Origin of the sequence: Chlorogloeopsis sp. ULAP01 (genome assembly GCF_030381805.1) — a bacterium.
Taxonomy (GTDB): Bacteria; Cyanobacteriota; Cyanobacteriia; order Cyanobacteriales; family Nostocaceae; genus Chlorogloeopsis.
The window spans coordinates 339,446-356,820 of record NZ_JAUDRH010000008.1; the positions used below are offsets into that span (position 1 = coordinate 339,446).

Consider the following 17,375-nt stretch of genomic DNA (forward strand, 5'->3'; position numbering starts at 1 on the left):
GATTTACTTTTTGCTAGTACTTTTGATATAAATAAAACTTTATTTTACCTCACTGTTCTCCGATTAAATAGTCTTATCATATTTGTAACTTATTTTACAAGGTTCTAGAAAAAAGATTGTAGGACAATAGATCCCCTAAATCTGGGGAGAAATCAAGGATCTATATTTTCTTTTTATTAAAAAAATTTCAATTTAATTAAAGAGCAAGTTTGTGTTCAAAAAAACCTAAATTTTATTATTACCTGCAAAATTTCTGTAAATAAAGCAGTATTACTGCAATGTATCAAGTCAAAAATCAACAGTTATCAATAATTAAAAATCAAAGTCTCAAGATACCACGTTCACCAAAGAAAAGTCTCTTAACATATATCTGTGTTCTGTATTTGAACGCGACTCCTGTCCCTTTGTTCTCTACTTGACTCCAAAAATTTTAACTATGTAGATGTCAGTTTACCTTAATTAATCATCACTTTTTAAGCTATGTTTAGGAATGGGCATAAGGCAATACCTAATACCCAGTACCCAATTCCTAATCCCTAATTCCGAAAAGGATTAGAAAAGGCGAAAAATGGCTCGCACCCCCACATTAACTTTTGATCGCGGTACATTAATTTTGCATCCACCACCACGCGGCAAAGGCTGGATGGATTATGCTACATGGGATGATAGAGTTGAAAAATTTCGCATTCCAGCAGTGAAATACCGTGCTTTAGTAGAAACACTGCAAGCAGAAAATACCAATTTCCTTGACGAAGCTAAGGCGTTTTTTTCTCTGGAATTGACTTCCAGTATGCAAATGGAACCCTATCCCCATCAAACAGAGGCTTTAGGAGCCTGGAAACTGGCGGGAAGGCAGGGAGTTGTAGTGCTTCCCACGGCTGCGGGAAAGACTTATTTAGCGCAGATGGCGATGGAAGTAACGCCACGCACAACGCTAATCGTGGTACCAACTCTAGATTTAATGCATCAATGGTATGCACATCTAGTAGCGGCATTTCCTGATGCAGAAGTGGGATTGCTAGGTGGTGGTTCACGCGACAAAACGCCAATACTAGTGGCAACTTACGATAGTGCAGCAATCAACGCAGAAGCGCTGGGAAATCAATATGCATTAATAATCTTTGATGAATGCCATCATTTGCCAACAGACTTTAATCGGGTAATTGCAGAATATGCGATCGCGCCCTACCGCTTGGGGCTTTCTGCTACACCAGAACGCAGTGATGGTAAACACACTGATTTAAATATTCTGATCGGCCCAGAAGTATACCGCAAAAGGGCTGAGGAACTAGCGGGAAAGGCACTGGCAGAGCATGAAGTAGTGCAAATAAAGGTGAAATTATCACAACACGAGCGTCAAAAATACAATCAATTAATTCAAATTCGTAATGATTTTTTGCAGCAAGCCAAGATTTCTTTGGGAAGCATTCAAGGCTGGCAAAAATTTGTCCAAATGAGTGCGCGATCGCAAAGTGGACGTAGAGCAATGTTAGCGCACAGAGAAGCAAAAGAAATTGCCTTAGGTACAGATGGCAAATTAAGAATTCTGGCAAATTTACTTGCTAAACATTATCCAGAACGAGTTTTGATTTTTACTGCTGATAACGCTACTGTTTACCGTATTTCTAGTGAGTTTTTAATTCCGGCGATTACCCATCAAACTCCTGTCAAGGAACGCCATGAGATATTAACAAAATTTCGGGAAGGAGAATATAAAACTTTGATTGCTTCTCACGTCTTGAATGAAGGAGTTGATGTGCCAGCCGCTAGTGTAGCAATTATTTTATCTGGGACAGGATCGGCAAGGGAATATATTCAAAGGTTGGGAAGAGTGTTAAGAAAGGGGAAAGATAACAATAAGCAGGCGATTTTGTATGAAGTGGTGGCTGAGGATACAGCTGAGGAAAATACTTCGGCAAGAAGGCGAGGGGTAAAGAATAATGAACCGCAAAGACGCAGAGAGCGCGAAGAAAAGAAAGAGAAGAGAGGGAATTTGCAGGTTGTTTATGGAAGCAATCCGCAAAAAAGTTATCGTGCTGCGGAACAGTTAGAATTTAATTATTTTACTGAAAATAAAAAAACTCAAAACAAAGATAAGTTAGAGGAATGAACGAAAGATTTCTTACTCTTCGTGTTCTTTGTGTCCTTTGTGGTTTATAAAAAATTCTAGATGCTACCAACAGATTTACTAAGTCACCGTCAAAATGGTGAGGAAATTATCCCAAAAAGATTGAAAATTGACAACAAACATTTAGAGTTAGCAAATGAAATTATTACTTCTTTTCAAGAGGCGGTAGGGAAAACTCAAGGTGCGCTTGAACGTTTGTTACTGGAATTAGAAGGTGACACTCCTGATTATCGTATGAAGCGGGGTTTGGCTTATATTCTCAAAAGCAGTTTCTGCACGTTTGAAGTGGTGAGTCCACTTGAACCTCAGATGTTAAGAGAAAGGGTGTTTGCACTTGCAGCTAAGTCTGTTCCTAGCAAGGAGTTAACAAAAGTTACTTTAAGTAAAATTGCTGATGAATTAAGTCAACAATTGGAGCGTGAAGTTTTACCAGAACAAGTTAGTAGTGGATTATATGCTGATTTGGCAGAAAATAAAATTTTGACTGCTTTTGATGCACCTACAGCAACAAAATTATTACATCGCTACAATTTATCCCAAGTGCAAGGTGTGTTTTATAAAGCCAGTCAGTTAGTGTTAAATGCTCATCGTAATGTTCCTGGCGAATATAAGCTTTTATTCCGCTATCTCAAGTTGTTTCAATTGATGGCATATATTGAGGGAGATGCCGACCACGGATTTACAATTACAATTGATGGGCCGACAAGTTTATTCTCTCCAAGTACTCGTTATGGTTTGGCAATAGCTAAATTAATTCCTGCTTTACTTCACGTCACAAAATGGAGCCTTGCCGCTACACTACAAGTTCGTGATTTTTATACAGAAACTTGGAAAACAGGACGTTTTACTCTCAATTCTGATTGTGGTTTAGTATCTCACTATCCTCCAGGAAAACCTTACGATAGTATGTTAGAAGCATCTTTTGCTGATAAGTGGGATTTATTGAAAACTGAATGGGTTTTAGAGCGAGAAGTTGATTTAATTCCTATTCCTGGTAGTGTAATGATCCCCGATTTTCGGTTAGTACATCCTGATGGGCGTAGCTTCTTATTAGAAATTGTCGGTTATTGGCGACCAGAATATTTACAAAAAAAGTTTGCTCAAGTTAGACGCGCTCAATGTCATAATTTAATTTTGGCTATTTCCGAACGTTTAAATTTGGATAAAGCTGGCGTCAAAATAAATGATGTTCCAGCTAGAATCGTTTGGTTTAAAGATAAATTGTTGCCAAAGTCAGTGTTATCTGTAATGGAATAACATCATGCCTGTTTAAGTTATTAAATTACGTATCATTTGGTTGTGGAATTTGAGCAAAAACGGCAGATTGCAACAGTTCAGGAAGTTGATTCCAAGCTACATTACCTTTGCGACTTTTGATATACAGTTGCATAAATTCTAGTAAAGCTACAGTACTTTCTTCTGGGAGAAGATTGACAAACAGATAGGTAGGTTTATCTGGATTAGATACAGCTACTACACACCCCTGACTGCACGCCCATAAACATCCGACGGCTTGAATCTCCACTTCATCATCTGGGAATTTTTCACTGCATAAAGTGTTTAGTTGGTCAAGTAAAAATGTGCCATCGAATGGAGGATTTTCTGGTCGTTCTTCAGAAGAATGGTGACAGGATTTGCAGACGAATAACGTGTGTTTAGGCATATGTTCTTACTAGATATTTAGACAAATCGTTGAGCATCTCGTGAGCCGCAAGAATATTAAGTCCACGCCAGACAGAAAAATCTACTAGATACACTTGCTCTTGCTGCACTGCCTTGAGCTTATTCCATAAAGGTTTTTGTTGAAGTCGTTTTATAATAGAGCGATCGCCTTTTCGTAGTGGTGCAACAAAAAGGATATCGCTATCAATTTTGGGTAGGAGTTCTTCAGAAATCAATAAATCCGCTAAATGTTTATCACGAGATTCTTCAAAAATTGGATTCAATAATCCAATATCGTCCAATATTCCACCAGCAAAAGATTTTTTACGAGTGATAACTAATTGTCCAGAAGCAACATAAGCAAATGATATGCGAAGAGACCTTTTTTTATTAACCAGTAACTGCTTTACCTCTTGAACACGGCGATTATAATCATTCATAATTTGAGTAGCCATCTCGGTTCTTTCAAGAACTTTTGCCGCATCTTGGATGTGTTGTTTCCAATTTCCTCTATGCTCTATCCAAGGCAGAACTACTGTCGGCGCAATTTGTGAAGCATATTTATAAACTCCTTCAAAGAATGGATGGGAAATAACAATAATTAAGTCAGGATGAAGTAATACAAGTTTTTCTAAATTAATTTGACCACTTGAACTACGTAAAATTTCTATTCCATCTACTTTACTTTGAAAGTAACGAAAGTCATCTTCTATTTCAGTTGTTACCCACGTTGCGATCGGTTTGATACCTAAAGCAAGAACAGTTGCAAAGCTATTAAAATCCAAGGTGACAATTCGTTTGGGATTGAGGGGAATACAACTTTCTCCTCTTGCATGCTGTACTACTCGGCACTCTGTGCTTTGCACTTTAGAGTTTGAGTTTGTAACCTTTTGAGTAAAACTATTGCTACAAGCCAAAACAAGTGTAAATATCAAAATTCCCAATAAAAATAGGGAAATAAAGCGATGTAAAGGTATTTTCACAAGTTTACCCCCTTACCTCACTATCGCAATCTTTGCAATACTCACTGATTTCCTTCTATTAGTTTTAGGTGTGTTAACTAAGTACTTCTCAATGTCATCCAGTACAGCATGAGCCGCTAGAAAATCAAAGCCGTACCAAGTTTGGAAATCGACAAAATATACTTGATTCTGCTGAACAGCCTTAATTTTAGACCATAGGGGTTTACGCTGAAGGCGCTCTAGAGTAGAGCGATCGCTTTGTTGGTAAGAGCCAACAAAAAGGACATCGCTATCAATTATGGGCAAACTTTCATCCGAAATTGGCAAGGCTAGATTGTTCAACAATTTAGGAGAAAGCAATCCGAGATCATTCAAAATTGTGCCAGCAAAAGAGTTTCGCTGGGCAAGATATAATCCATTACTAACAAAAGCAAATGATGCATAAAATGGCTGAATATGATTGTTTTGTGAATTTTTTTGCAAAGTTTCTAATACTTGCTTTAGTTCTTCAACCCTTTGGTAATAGCCATTTAACAGTTGAGTAGCTACCTCTGTTTTGTCAAAAACCTTGGCTGTTTCTTTTAGATGTTGTTTCCAATCCCGTGAAATTTCCGCCCAAGGAATCAATACAGTAGGAGCAATTTGTGACAACTGCTTGTAAATTCCTCGAAATGAGGGATCTGAAGCACTGATAATTAAGTCGGGTTTAAGTAGCAGAATTTTCTCTAAATCAGGCTGGTTAGTAAACCTATGTAAAGCAATTCCTTTGATTTTGTCTGCTAAATGAGGAGTGGCGTCTATGGTACCTTCTATAGGAGACCATATTCCTGCTGCGATCGGCTTGATACCTAAAGCAACGGTGTCGCCAAGAGTGAGGATATCTAAAGCTACAATTCGTTGAGGATTGAGTGGAACGCAGGTTTCCCCCATTGTATGCTGTACGATTCGACAGTTTTCTGCTGAAGATGCTGGAGATGTGACATCTTGCTCGCTACTTTGGCTACAGGCACAAACAAGCATAAATGCCACAATTCCCAGACATAGCAGGTAGATAAAACGGTGTAGAAACCTCTTCATGAAAACACTGACTTTTCAAAACGTCCAAGAAACAGTTCCTTGCACTGTAAATGGCGCACCAGGAGAAACTCGCAATCGACTGAAAGCATTTTCAAAATAGTCCACATCGAAGAGGTTTTTGATATTGAGAGCAGCACGGAAACCATTTCGCTTGTAGAAGATAGTAGCATCTGTTGTTAAATAGCTTGGTACCTCAAATGTATTGGCTGCATCTCCGGCGCGATCGCCTACATAAAAAAGTCCCAAACCAAACCCCAAACCTTGCAAGTTTCCTCGTTGAATTTCATAGGTTGTCCATAAGCTGGCAGCATGAGGAGTAGTTCGTTGCACGCGGTTGCCTTCTGGAATCGAATTATCTTTAGTGACACGGGCATCGTTGTAGGCATAACTGGCAAAGATATTCCATCCCGGTAAAATTTCACCTACAAAACTAAGTTCAATTCCTTGACTGCGCTGTTCTCCAGTTTGCACAGAAAAGCCTATATTATCTGGATCGTCGGTTAGGACGTTAGATTGGGTAATATCGTAGAAAGCCAGTGTAGTCGAAAGCCTGTCATTCAAATCTGCTTTCACCCCAACTTCATATTGGGTACCCCTTGTTGGCTCAAAGACGCTGCCATCAAAGGCTCTACCAATCGCTGGCTGGAACGAGCGACTGTAGTTGGCATAGAGAGAAATAGGCGCGATTGGCTGATATACAATTCCCAAACGGGGACTAAAGGCGTTACCTGATTGACTTGTTTTTGTGTCGGCAAGAAAGTTCCTGTCAGTTTGCGTAAAAGTATCAAATCTACCACTCAAAAGTAGCTTCAAGTTGTTTGCAATTGTTACCTGATCTTGCAATATAATGCCAAGCTCATCTGTCAAGGAATTGTCATCATATTCAGATCCAGATATGATTGCCCCAGGCGATTGTCCATAAATTGGATTGAACAAGTCAAGTGGGGCAATCTCTCTACTAACACCATTGGAATCGATAGTTTGTCTACCTAAATCAAAGCCAAACAGTAGCTGATGTTGGATTAAGCCTGTTGCAAACTTACCAATCACATTGGTCGAAAGTCTATAGTCACGCTGATCGTAGTCTGCATTGAAATATTCTCTCTCTAATGTCCGATTATCTGCTAAAAGTCCAGTGGGAAAAGTAGCTCCATCGGGATCGCCATAAGAAGAAAAGTATCTACTATATTGAAAAGCGTTTCTTAATGACCAATCCTCACTAAATTTATGCTCTAATGTGTATCCCATTCTGGAACCCTCAGCGTAGAGGGTTCCCTCATTAACGTTGCGATCGCGAGGTATTTTACCATTGGGATTAGAAAGTATTGTTCCAATTACAGGTAAGCCAAAACTAATTTTTTCAAACTCTAGATCCTTGTAAATTCCCTCAAGCGTCAGCTTTGTATTCTCTCCTAGATCAAGACTCACTGCCGGAGCAATCACTAGATTTCTGGTTCTGCTAGAGTCAATGAAAAACCCTTGATCTCTGTACGATGCATTCAGTCGATATAGTACTTTCTTAGCATCATATAAAGGCCCAGAAAGATCCAATTCACCACGGTAAAAGTCAAAATTACCAAAGGTTGCTTCGGCGAAGTAGTAAGGATTGCGCAATGGCTGTTTCGTTACCAAGTTGACTGTTCCTCCTGGCGAGGATGAACCGAATAAAATAGAGTTTGGGCCTTGGAGAACTTCAATTCTTTCAATTCCAGTAAGATCAGGCCCAAGGCTAGAAGATAAAGAGTCTTTGAAACCGTTTAGTGTAGGTGAAGTAAAAAATCCCCGAACTTGTATCCGCAATGAATCAAAGTTAGAAGGAGATGAAGTGCGGACACTTGGGGCATTGATGAGCGCACTAGAAGTGTCGGTACGTTGCTCGCGCAGAACTTCTTGAGGAATAATCTGAATCGATTGAGGTATATCTCGCAATGGTGTATCGGTGCGCGTTACTGTTGTCGCATCCTGCACGCGATAACCATCTTGTTCCCCTGTCACCACCAACTCAATCGGTTCATCCTGCTGTGCTGCTGGTTCCTCTGACCCCTCCCCTTCCCCTCCCCTTACCAAGGGGAGGGGAAGGGGAGGGGAAGGGGAGGGGTTTTGCACCGCAGTTCCAGTGGGCGTCAAACCAAAAATCAAACCCTCATCACTATCAAATAACTCCACAACAGGCAAACCCTCCTCACCAGTCACAGTAACTCGGATAGTATTAGCATCCAGATTTGTGACAGTTATCTCAGTAATTCCCGTAATTGGTTTTTGGGAACGGAATGTAAAAGCATCGCCAGACGGTAGCCGCAGTTGTGCGCCAGGAATATCAGCAATAAAGTTATTTCCCTGGCTGCGATTTGTGATTTGTAACTTCTCAGCAGCAGAAGTCTGTAAAATTACTTCCACACCCTTGTCTGTAGGATTAGCTTTCACTCCTGTCACTGGTATCACTTCTGATGAGGGTGCTGTTTGAGGTGCTGCTGGCAACTGTACTAGAAAATCTGCACTTTTAAAAATACGCTCAATCTCACTGATGTGAGGAATTTCTCTTTTCTCCCTAACCTGCCTGAACTCTGAAGCTTTTGCAGGATAAGCTAAAAGCAAAAACAATGCAATTATTCCACACTTGTAACCCAAGAACCAAAATAGCCGGAACATTCCCCACACTCCGCACTCAGTTAAAAATTTAAAGAGAATACTTCTCAAGAAGTTGATAAGCAGAGTTTAGAGTTTTTGTCACAATGGAGTCTATCCTTAGAGGGCGAGTTTTTATCCCAAAAAGATGAGGTATAAATTTTATACCTAATAAAATCTCTTTATGTTTGATATTATCTGCAAATTCCTTGCTGAAAATTTCCCTACTGACTTTGCCACCTGGCTTTTAGGAGAAGCAATTACTCTTACCCAATTAAGCCCTAAAGAATTATCTCTTGAACCCATCCGTGCAGATGCCTTGATATTACTGCAATCAGATGAAATCGTACTGCACGTCGAATTTCAAACTCAGCCGGATGTTGCTATTCCCTTTCGTATGGCGGATTATCGCTTGCGCATATATCGTCGTTTCCCTCAAAAACGAATGCGACAAGTAGTAATTTATTTGACTAAATCTACATCCGAACTTTTTATCAAACAACTTTTGCCATTGACAATTTGCAGCATCAATTTGCAGTAATCCGTTTGTGGGAGCAATCCACGGAAATATTTCTGCAAACTCCAGGCTTACTGCCATTTGCAACTTTAAGTAACACTAACGATAAAATCAACACATTACAGCAAGTGGCTACTCAGATAGATCAAATCAGGGACAGAAGAGCGCAAAGTAATATTACAGCATCAGCAGCTCTTTTATCTGGACTAGTATTAGAAGAAGAAGTGATTCAACGTTTACTTAGGAGAGATATTATGCGTGAGTCAGTCATATATCAATCAATAATAGCTGAAGGTAGAGAAGAGGGTCGAAAACAAGGACGAGAAGAAGGACGAGAAGAAGGACGAGAAGAAGGACGAGAAGAAGGACGAGAAGAAGGACGAGAAGAGGGGATTAGGCTTGTTGCTGTTAATATGCTTAAAGAAGGAATTTCCCCTGAAACTGTAGCTAAATTAACAGGTTTATCACTTGAGGTCGTGCAACAGTTAGAGACTACTTAAAAATTTTCCCCTTCAAACAAGCACTAGGAGTAGTACCAAATTTCTGCTTAAAAGCTCCCGCAAAATGACCAAGATGCTCGTAACCTACGCTATTTGCTACTTCAGCTACGCTCATTTTACCTTCAGATAAAAGTAACCGTGCCTGCTCCATCCGAAAGTTATGCAAATAGCCAAAAACTGTGTGTCCCAAAACTTTACGAAAGCCTTGTTTGAGTTGATGATGATTAAGTCCAACTAGCTGCGCTAACTCCAATACTGAAGGAGGGTTGTCAATACGGGATTCTAAAATATCCTTTGCATAGTAAATCTTATCCACTAAACCCTTTTTTGAAGTATGGCTAAAACGATGTATTGTTTCTGCCTCAATATCTTGTTGTAACCGCAAAGCTATTAACTCCAGAATTTTACTCTCCAGGTACATACGTTTAACCAAACCCTGAAAAGGACACTGGCTAATTTGCTGCAAAGCTATCTGCATTTGGTTGGTAACGATACCGTTGTGAAAGTAATGCTTTTCGTCTGGTTTCCGAAATAGATGTTTCATCTGGGATGGAATAGCATCATTAAAACCCATAAATCTCTTGAAGACTTCAGGTTCTATATGCACCTTAACAGCTTTATAAGGCTCGTAAGATAAATGCTCATGAAATAATTGTGGTAAAAAACCACTACCTGATATGATGCTATTACCAGCACAATTTAAGCCGTAACGGCGACAATTTATACCGCCTGAGATTTGAAAATAAAATCCTAAGGGATGTTCCATTTCTGGATAATCAATAGTTATATTTTTATTTACTTGGTAATCTTCTAGTGTCAGGTAAAATCCCTGCCGTAGCTCAATATTTAAAATATTTCCCTGTCCAAACCATTGTGAATATTTATACAAAATTTCTGAGTATTCATTCTCTATATCTGTGTATTCTTTTACTGATTTAACTTGTTCCCAGAACTCCTGGCATGAAACTGTGTTAGTCATGACACTGAAAGTTAGATATTTAGTTAGCGACTTGCTCTTTTAAAAAGTTTGATTGAATATTTAAACTCTATTTTTTAAAATTCAAAACAATTATTTGCAAGAAAATCATCAATAACTCTGTGTAAATAGTTGCTATTTTTTATGAAACAAAAGTTACTCAAAGTTTTGATCGCCTAATTACTAAAAATTAGGAATTTTAAATTAGAAGTATTTATTTATACTTATTTAACATAAAATCAATAGTGTAATTACTTATGTTTAGGTCATGGGTATGAATTATAGCTAGTGTAAAAACTAAAAACCTAATCAAAAAAATTATATCAAGAAAAAATAAAATTTTCTTGATAATCAGTTGAAAAAAGATAGCAATAAGTTTAAAGTATGATCTTGATTAATAAAATTACACAAGCATATAGATGAATGATTTAATAACTCATAAATTACTAAAAAGATTATCAATTAGATGCTTAGAAAGTAGTTAACTGTTGAAAGCATAAATGATGAAAGGCTCAAAACAAGTTCCCAAAACAGATAATTTTCTGCAAGCAACGGCAAGAGCATGACAAAAGCAACTACAACATTACCTAGAGGCTGGAAAACACCACGAATATCACCTTTAGTAGGTCTAGTTATAGGACTAACGCTTCTACTAATTTGTTTGGTTTACAGCGTCACACTGGGTGCAGCAGATATACCTTTAAACAAGATTTTGGCATCTTTTATTACCTTTGATGGTTCCTATGAACACTTAGTCATCCAGACTGTGAGATTACCGCGATCGCTCATGGCTATGCTTGTAGGTTCAGCCTTGGCAGTATCGGGAGCATTAATGCAAGGTTTGACACGTAACCCCTTAGCAGATCCAGGTATTTTGGGTATTGAGTCGGGAGCCGCGCTGGCTGTAGTTGCAACAATTTTTATTTTTGGCAGTTCATCTCTCAGTGTTTTAACCATTGTGGCCTTTTTGGGTGCAGGAGCCACAGCAGTGTTAGTCTACTTTCTTGGTTCTCTAGGAAGAGGAGGAGCTACTCCACTGAATCTAACAGTTGCAGGCGCAGCGCTTACGGCTTTGATCTCTTCTATCACGACTGCTGTTTTAATCATCAGTCAACGAACTTTAGAAGAAATTAGATTTTGGTTAGCTGGTTCATTGGCTGGGCGCGATACCAACATACTCCTCCAAGCATTACCTTTCGTTGTCATTGGATTAGTAATTGCTTTTGCCCTTGGTAGACAGATTACTACTATGAGTTTAGGTGAAGATGTAGCCAAAGGCTTAGGTCAACAAACAGCTTGGATTAAAATAATTACTGCGATTAGCGTAGTTTTACTAGCAGGGAGTTCTGTCGCTCTTGCTGGGCCTATTGGTTTTATTGGCTTAGTTGTTCCCCACATAGTAAGATTTTTCATCAGAGCCGATTATCGTTGGATTTTGCCTTATTCCGCTATTGTAGGAGCAATTCTACTATTGATTGCAGATATCGCAGCGCGTGTATTACTCAAACCCCAAGAATTACCTGTGGGTGTAATGACAGCACTTGTTGGCGCTCCCTTTTTTGTTTACTTGGCTAAGTCAAAGGTGAAAAAATGAAGATGGATTGGCTAGTCATCCGTTCCGAGGCTATATCCTTTCGGATCGACCGACGTGTACCACTGATGTTGCTATTGCTAGGATTAACAATTTTCGTGGCAATGGTTATGAATGTGGGTAGGGGTGAATATCCAATCTCACCCTTGGATATTGTCAAAACGTTATTTGGTATAGATACAGGAAATCCTGATCATGCTTTCGTGATTTACAATCTGCGTCTACCTCGCACCATTGTCGCTTTGATGGTAGGAATGGCACTGGCAATCTCTGGCACTATCTTTCAAGGGTTAACACGCAATCCCCTAGCCGATCCCGGTATTATCGGTATCAATGCTGGTGCGAGTCTGGCAGCAGTTACAGTAATTGTATTATTTCCGTCAGCACCAATTTATACTTTACCTCTATCAGCCTTTAGTGGTGCTTTACTGATGGCGGTTTTAATTTACTCGCTCGCTTGGAATGGAGGCAGTTCGCCGCTTCTATTTATTTTAATCGGTGTTGGTTTGTCTGCGATCGCTAGTGCTTTTACCAGCTTGATGATTACCTTCGGGGAAATTTATGACGTTAGTAATGCTTTGGTTTGGTTAGCTGGCAGTGTTTACGGACGTACTTGGGAGCAAGTCTTTTCGCTACTGCCTTGGTTGATTGTTTTCGTACCAATGGCATTAATACTAGCAAGGCATTTGAATGCTCTTAACTTGGGAGATGATGTAGCCAAGGGTATAGGTACTCGTGTGGAATGGCAACGTGGTTTACTCGTGCTAGTGGGTGTAGCCTTAGCAGGTGCAGGAGTTGCCACCGCCGGCATGATTAGCTTTGTTGGTTTAATCGCACCCCATTTAGGACGACAGTTAGTGGGTGCAACCCATGAAGGTTTGATTCCTACCTCAGCCCTACTAGGAGGAATGATTGTTGTGATTGCAGACTTTTTGGGAAGAACGCTGTTTGCACCAATCGAAATTCCTTGTGGGGTAGTGACTGCTGCTGTTGGCGCTCCTTATTTTCTTTATTTGTTAATTCGTAACAGAAAAAAATAGGGACTGGGTACTGGGGATTAGGGACTAGGAACTTGATAAAAAAGGCGTTGCGGAATTGAGGTATCAATTATGAAAGGACTATCAACCAGAGGTTTGTCTTTAGCTTATGATGGTGTGCCGATTATTCGAGATTTAAATTTGGCAATTCCTGCCGGACAAATTAGTGCTTTAGTTGGTGCTAATGGCTGTGGTAAATCAACCTTATTAAGAGGTTTGGCAAGATTGCTTAAACCCCGTGGTGGTACAGTATATCTTGATGGAGAATCTATTTTTAAACTTTCCACCAAAGAAGTGGCTCAACAGTTGGGAATTTTACCTCAAGGGCCAGTAGCGCCGGAAGGGTTAACAGTAAAAGATTTGGTAGCACAAGGACGTTATCCTTATCAAAATTGGTTGCAGCAGTGGTCAGCAAAAGATGAAACAATTGTGCAACAGGCACTAGAGATTACAAATTTGTTGGAGCTGGCAGAGCGAGAACTAGACACTTTGTCTGGTGGACAAAGACAAAGAGCATGGATTGCGATGGCATTAGCGCAAGATACAAATATTTTACTTTTGGATGAACCGACGACTTTTCTAGATTTGGCTCACCAGATAGAGGTTTTGGATTTGTTGTATGAGCTACACCAACATCAGGGCAGAACTATTGTCATGGTGTTGCACGATTTAAATCATGCCTGTCGTTATGCTGATTATCTAGTTGCTGTCAAAGAAGGTCGAATTTTTACTGCTGGAGAACCGAAGCAGGTAATGACTGAAACAATGGTAGAGGAAGTTTTTGGGTTAGAAAGCCGTATTATTCCTGATCCAGTGGTGGGAACTCCGATGTGTGTACCGATAGGACGTAAGGGGGGAAGGAAATTACAAACAAAATCTTCTAGCTTGTGATTTGACTGAAGCTGATTGAAAAACTACTGCCTTGTTTACGCTAACGTCTGACACCAATCCAGCGAGATACACTTTTAGCATTGGAAGCGATCGCCAACTAATCGGGTTGGTAGTACTTGCGGCGAGAATGCCGCCTATAGCAACCATACCAGTATTTACCACTACCAACCGCAAACCATAGCATAATTAAAGCTATTAATCCTCCTTGTCGGGGAGCATCAAAGGCAAAGAATACTAATGCAATGCACAGTGTATCTTGAACAAAAGCTGCCCACAAAGGTAAACCTCGTAAGCGAAAGAACCAGCCAATTTGAACAAGTTGGAGTACTAAGGCGAGCATTCCCCCAATCAAAGCAATTAGCCAATTGGGAGTTGCAGTTGCCGAAGCTACAGCGACTCCCATAATAGCTCCTACAAGCGGGGAAAATAACAGTTGTATGATTTGTAAGACTCGCTGCCCAATTAATTTTTTGGAAGCAAATAGCTCAAAAAATGACCAACTAGTCAGAATCCCTAGTAAGACGGGTGAGGAAATATGAGATAAAATTGGCACTTGTGACCAAAGATTGCCACCTTGTAAAAGTCCAATAAAGAGTAAGGGTAAAGCTATTCTGATTCCGGCGGCGGCTGAAGCAGAAAGTGCGGCTAGGAGTTCAATCATTTCACCTAGAGCGCTAATTCATAACTAAGGGTTTATTGATGTAAACTTACCCTCGTGTGCTAAATTCTTATCAACAAATTGAATTTTATATAAAGTTTTACAATAATAATCAGTATTTTTAAGGTTAAGTAATGCTCGTTATTTCGAGACAAAGATGGGGAAGAAAATTTTTGGTTCTTCCCCTGCTTTACCAATGCGTGGATACTTCGACAAGCTCAGTACAAGTTTTGGATTTTGGATTGGTTATTGCAGAATTTTGAAACCAGACTCCCGCGTGCCAATTTGGTAACTTCCTAAATCTCCACTAAATCCCCAGCCTTTGGTAAACCTGTTCTAAATGCTGCAAATGATGCTGTGGATCAAAACACGTTTCAATCTCTGCTGGTGAAAGTTTTGCAGTGACGCGTGGATCTTTGCTAATCAAATCATGGAAATTTCCATCTGGCTTGTTCCAAGCTTGGTGAGCATTTTCTTGCACAATTTTATATGCTTCCTCACGCGTCATTCCCTTTTCAACCAAAGTCAGCAGCACTCTTTGGCTAAACACCACACCGCCATAGACATTCATATTTCGTGTCATGTTATCAGGATAAACCAGCAGGTTCTTCACCAATTCGGTTATTTCCTTAAGCATAAAATGCATCAAAATACAAGCATCAGGCAAAATTACCCGTTCAACCGAACTGTGGGAAATATCCCGTTCGTGCCAGAGAGCGACATTTTCCAAAGCAGCGATCGCATGACTTCTAATAATTCTTGCCATGCCCGTTAGTCGTTCCGAACGGATGGGGTTGCGCTTGTGCGGCATGGCTGAAGAACCTTTTTGCCCTTTAGCGAAAAACTCTTCAACTTCCAAAACATCAGTTTTTTGGAGGTTGCGGATTTCAACAGCAAAACGTTCTATAGAAGCAGCAACCAAAGCTAACTGTTGAACAAAATCGGCATGGAGATCGCGCGAAATTACTTGTGTTGATGCCGTATCGGGCTTGAGTCCAAGTTTTTCACAAGCGATCGCTTCCACACGCGGCTCAATATTGGCATAAGTCCCTACCGCACCCGAAATCTTACCAACAGCAATAGTTTTACGTAGAATTTGCCAGCGTTCTTGGTGACGCAATACTTCTGCTAACCACCCGGCTAACTTAAAGCCAAAAGTGATTGGCTCGGCATGGATACCGTGGGAACGTCCAATCATTACCGTGTAGCGATGTTCTTTCGCCTTTTGACGGATTGCATCAATCAAATCTTGCAGGCGTTGCAACAATATATCTAGACTGGCAACTAGTTGCAGTGCCAAAGCTGTATCTAATACATCAGAACTGGTTAAACCCAGGTGAATATAGCGCCCAGCCTCACCCACATATTCGTTAACATTTGTCAAAAAGGCAATCACATCGTGGCGGACTTCAGCTTCAATTTCCAGTACCCTTTGCGGATCGAAATTTGCCTTTGCCTTGATTTCTTCAACCGCCTCGGCTGGAATGTAACCTAATCCCGCCTGCGCCTCACAAACGGCAATTTCTACTTCTAACCAGGTTTGGAATTTATATGCTTCCGTCCAAAGATTGCCCATTTCGGGCAAGGTATAACGCTCAATCACAGTCCGCCACAGATTACAACCGTCATATTGTACAGTTAGTGGTTGTGAAGTTACCGATTTTTTCTCATCCTTTTTAAGCGTTTGGAATGGGGAAAACGCGAAAAGAGAGTGCTTGCCCAGTTAGAGTCAGATTTTTTAGTACTGGATTTTTGATGTTTAGGTTTTAAACCTTGTTGGTTGCGATCGCTTTCACTGATAGGAACTGCATAATCAGCAGGGACAATATGAGAACCATACCTTCGCGAGTAAACTTGGGTAAATTCTGCACCAAAAAACAAGATTTGAGCGGCATAATTAACCCAAACTAGAATCACTACTATCGAACCAGCAGCTCCATAGGTAGAACCAAAAGTAGCATTACCCAGATAATGTCCCAGTGCATACCTGCCCAAGGAGAACAACAGCGAGGTAATCGCAGCTCCAATTAAAACATCTTTCCAAGTGATTTTGACATCTGGCAAGACTTTGAAAATCAACCCGAATAGCACTGTGGTGATGGCAAAACTAATGATGAAGTTGACAATCTGCCAGAGGAAATCAACACCTGGTAGTAAGTTTTGAAAGTAACCAATTATCGCTGCCAATACCGTACTAACTACCAAGGATACCAAGAGTAAAAAGCCAATAGCCAATACCATCGCGAACGATAAAAAGCGCTGGCGAACCATATTTTTCATCGCCTTTCCTGGTTTTGGCTGCACTTCCCAAATCGTATTTAGAGCATCTTGTAACTCGGTAAATAGACCTGTCGCACCAAATAACAAAACAACAATACTGATGAGTGAGGCGATTGTTCCTGCTTGAGGTCGATTAGCATTATCAATTGCATTTTGAATAACTTTAGCACCTTCCGGCCCAATTAAACCTTGAAGTTGGTTAAAAATTGCATTAGTTGCTGCTGCTTCTCCAAATACTGCACCAGCTACCGCAATGACAATAATCAGTAATGGGGCAATGGAAAAAATAGTGTAATAAGATAACGCTGCGGCTAACCGCGACGCTTTATCTTTCTGCCATTCACTAAATGTTTCTTGGAATAACCCCCAAATCACTTTCAAATTCATTACTTCCTCTCTGTAAGCAGGATGTTTTTACCTCCAGAGTTAATAAATACTAAATTTCCTGGATATTCCACATCTTCCTTAAGG

At 40.1% G+C, this 17,375-nt stretch carries 13 protein-coding genes and 1 pseudogene; 6 read left to right on the top strand and 8 right to left on the bottom strand.

Annotation, left to right across the window (positions count from 1 at the left end; genetic code table 11):
* The first annotated feature begins 568 nt into the window (after nucleotides 1-568).
* Both QUB80_RS18315 and QUB80_RS18320 read left to right on the top strand, forming a co-directional pair.
* Nucleotides 569-2,110, top strand: a complete 1,542-nt coding sequence (locus tag QUB80_RS18315) for a DEAD/DEAH box helicase family protein (protein WP_289790940.1) — start codon at nucleotides 569-571, stop codon at nucleotides 2,108-2,110.
* A 60-nt stretch (nucleotides 2,111-2,170) separates the two neighbouring features.
* Nucleotides 2,171-3,385: a DUF790 family protein gene (locus tag QUB80_RS18320; protein WP_289790941.1), complete on the top strand. Its 1,215-nt coding sequence runs from the start codon at nucleotides 2,171-2,173 to the stop codon at nucleotides 3,383-3,385.
* Between the two features lie 25 nt (nucleotides 3,386-3,410).
* Here QUB80_RS18320 and QUB80_RS18325 read toward each other — a convergent pair whose 3' ends face one another.
* Genes QUB80_RS18325 through QUB80_RS18340 form a run of 4 tightly spaced genes read right to left on the bottom strand, consistent with a single transcriptional unit; the run spans nucleotide 3,411 to nucleotide 8,478 of the window.
* Entirely contained in the window at nucleotides 3,411-3,791 is a 381-nt protein-coding gene (locus QUB80_RS18325) for a DUF1636 family protein (RefSeq protein ID WP_289790942.1), read from the bottom strand.
* Nucleotides 3,784-4,725, bottom strand: a complete 942-nt coding sequence (locus tag QUB80_RS18330; RefSeq protein WP_289790943.1) for an iron-siderophore ABC transporter substrate-binding protein — start codon at nucleotides 4,723-4,725, stop codon at nucleotides 3,784-3,786. Before QUB80_RS18330 ends, QUB80_RS18325 begins: the two co-directional genes overlap by 8 nt.
* 60 nt (nucleotides 4,726-4,785) lie before the next feature.
* Nucleotides 4,786-5,829, bottom strand: coding sequence for an ABC transporter substrate-binding protein (locus QUB80_RS18335; protein WP_289790944.1), 1,044 nt, complete (start codon nucleotides 5,827-5,829; stop codon nucleotides 4,786-4,788).
* Between the two features lie 15 nt (nucleotides 5,830-5,844).
* Nucleotides 5,845-8,478 (bottom strand): TonB-dependent siderophore receptor, encoded by a 2,634-nt coding sequence (locus QUB80_RS18340; protein WP_289790945.1) that lies wholly within the window; start codon nucleotides 8,476-8,478, stop codon nucleotides 5,845-5,847.
* 160 nt (nucleotides 8,479-8,638) lie between these two features.
* Between QUB80_RS18340 and QUB80_RS18345 the strand changes: the two are divergent.
* A pseudogene (locus QUB80_RS18345) lies at nucleotides 8,639-9,471 on the top strand (Rpn family recombination-promoting nuclease/putative transposase).
* Here QUB80_RS18345 and QUB80_RS18350 read toward each other — a convergent pair.
* Nucleotides 9,464-10,450 (bottom strand): helix-turn-helix transcriptional regulator, encoded by a 987-nt coding sequence (locus tag QUB80_RS18350; RefSeq protein ID WP_289790946.1) that lies wholly within the window; start codon nucleotides 10,448-10,450, stop codon nucleotides 9,464-9,466. The pseudogene QUB80_RS18345 and the gene QUB80_RS18350 overlap by 8 nt on opposite strands.
* A 559-nt stretch (nucleotides 10,451-11,009) precedes the next feature.
* Between QUB80_RS18350 and QUB80_RS18355 the strand changes: the two genes are divergently transcribed.
* The 3 genes from QUB80_RS18355 to QUB80_RS18365 all read left to right on the top strand — a co-directional run bounded on the left by QUB80_RS18355 (nucleotide 11,010) and on the right by QUB80_RS18365 (nucleotide 13,966).
* A complete protein-coding gene (locus tag QUB80_RS18355; protein ID WP_289790947.1) occupies nucleotides 11,010-12,041 on the top strand; it encodes a FecCD family ABC transporter permease in 1,032 nt (343 codons plus the stop codon).
* On the top strand, nucleotides 12,038-13,078 hold the full coding sequence (locus tag QUB80_RS18360) for a FecCD family ABC transporter permease (RefSeq protein ID WP_289790948.1): 1,041 nt from the start codon (nucleotides 12,038-12,040) through the stop codon (nucleotides 13,076-13,078). Before QUB80_RS18355 ends, QUB80_RS18360 begins: the two co-directional genes overlap by 4 nt.
* A 69-nt stretch (nucleotides 13,079-13,147) precedes the next feature.
* Nucleotides 13,148-13,966, top strand: a complete 819-nt coding sequence (locus QUB80_RS18365; RefSeq protein ID WP_289790949.1) for an ABC transporter ATP-binding protein — start codon at nucleotides 13,148-13,150, stop codon at nucleotides 13,964-13,966.
* A gap of 97 nt (nucleotides 13,967-14,063) precedes the next feature.
* Here QUB80_RS18365 and QUB80_RS18370 read toward each other — a convergent pair whose 3' ends face one another.
* From QUB80_RS18370 to QUB80_RS18380, 3 genes are all read right to left on the bottom strand, one after another.
* On the bottom strand, nucleotides 14,064-14,627 hold the full coding sequence (locus QUB80_RS18370) for a DUF4126 domain-containing protein (protein WP_289790950.1): 564 nt from the start codon (nucleotides 14,625-14,627) through the stop codon (nucleotides 14,064-14,066).
* Between the two features lie 304 nt (nucleotides 14,628-14,931).
* A complete protein-coding gene (purB, locus tag QUB80_RS18375) occupies nucleotides 14,932-16,227 on the bottom strand; it encodes an adenylosuccinate lyase (protein WP_289790951.1) in 1,296 nt (431 codons plus the stop codon).
* Nucleotides 16,228-16,277: 50 nt separating this feature from the next.
* Nucleotides 16,278-17,291 carry a YihY/virulence factor BrkB family protein gene (locus tag QUB80_RS18380; RefSeq protein WP_289790952.1) on the bottom strand — a complete coding sequence of 338 codons (1,014 nt, stop codon included), beginning with the start codon at nucleotides 17,289-17,291 and terminating at the stop codon, nucleotides 16,278-16,280.
* Nucleotides 17,292-17,375: the final 84 nt, after the last annotated feature.

Coding starts and splice junctions, on each gene's coding strand:
- QUB80_RS18350 (WP_289790946.1), bottom strand. CDS start 10,450: ATGACTAACACAGTTTCATGCCAGGAGTTCTGGGAACAAGTTAAATCA.
- QUB80_RS18325 (WP_289790942.1), bottom strand. CDS start 3,791: ATGCCTAAACACACGTTATTCGTCTGCAAATCCTGTCACCATTCTTCT.
- QUB80_RS18370 (WP_289790950.1), bottom strand. CDS start 14,627: ATGATTGAACTCCTAGCCGCACTTTCTGCTTCAGCCGCCGCCGGAATC.
- QUB80_RS18365 (WP_289790949.1), top strand. CDS start 13,148: ATGAAAGGACTATCAACCAGAGGTTTGTCTTTAGCTTATGATGGTGTG.
- QUB80_RS18380 (WP_289790952.1), bottom strand. CDS start 17,291: ATGAATTTGAAAGTGATTTGGGGGTTATTCCAAGAAACATTTAGTGAA.
- QUB80_RS18360 (WP_289790948.1), top strand. CDS start 12,038: ATGAAGATGGATTGGCTAGTCATCCGTTCCGAGGCTATATCCTTTCGG.
- QUB80_RS18355 (WP_289790947.1), top strand. CDS start 11,010: ATGACAAAAGCAACTACAACATTACCTAGAGGCTGGAAAACACCACGA.
- QUB80_RS18320 (WP_289790941.1), top strand. CDS start 2,171: ATGCTACCAACAGATTTACTAAGTCACCGTCAAAATGGTGAGGAAATT.
- QUB80_RS18340 (WP_289790945.1), bottom strand. CDS start 8,478: ATGTTCCGGCTATTTTGGTTCTTGGGTTACAAGTGTGGAATAATTGCA.
- QUB80_RS18335 (WP_289790944.1), bottom strand. CDS start 5,829: ATGAAGAGGTTTCTACACCGTTTTATCTACCTGCTATGTCTGGGAATT.
- QUB80_RS18315 (WP_289790940.1), top strand. CDS start 569: ATGGCTCGCACCCCCACATTAACTTTTGATCGCGGTACATTAATTTTG.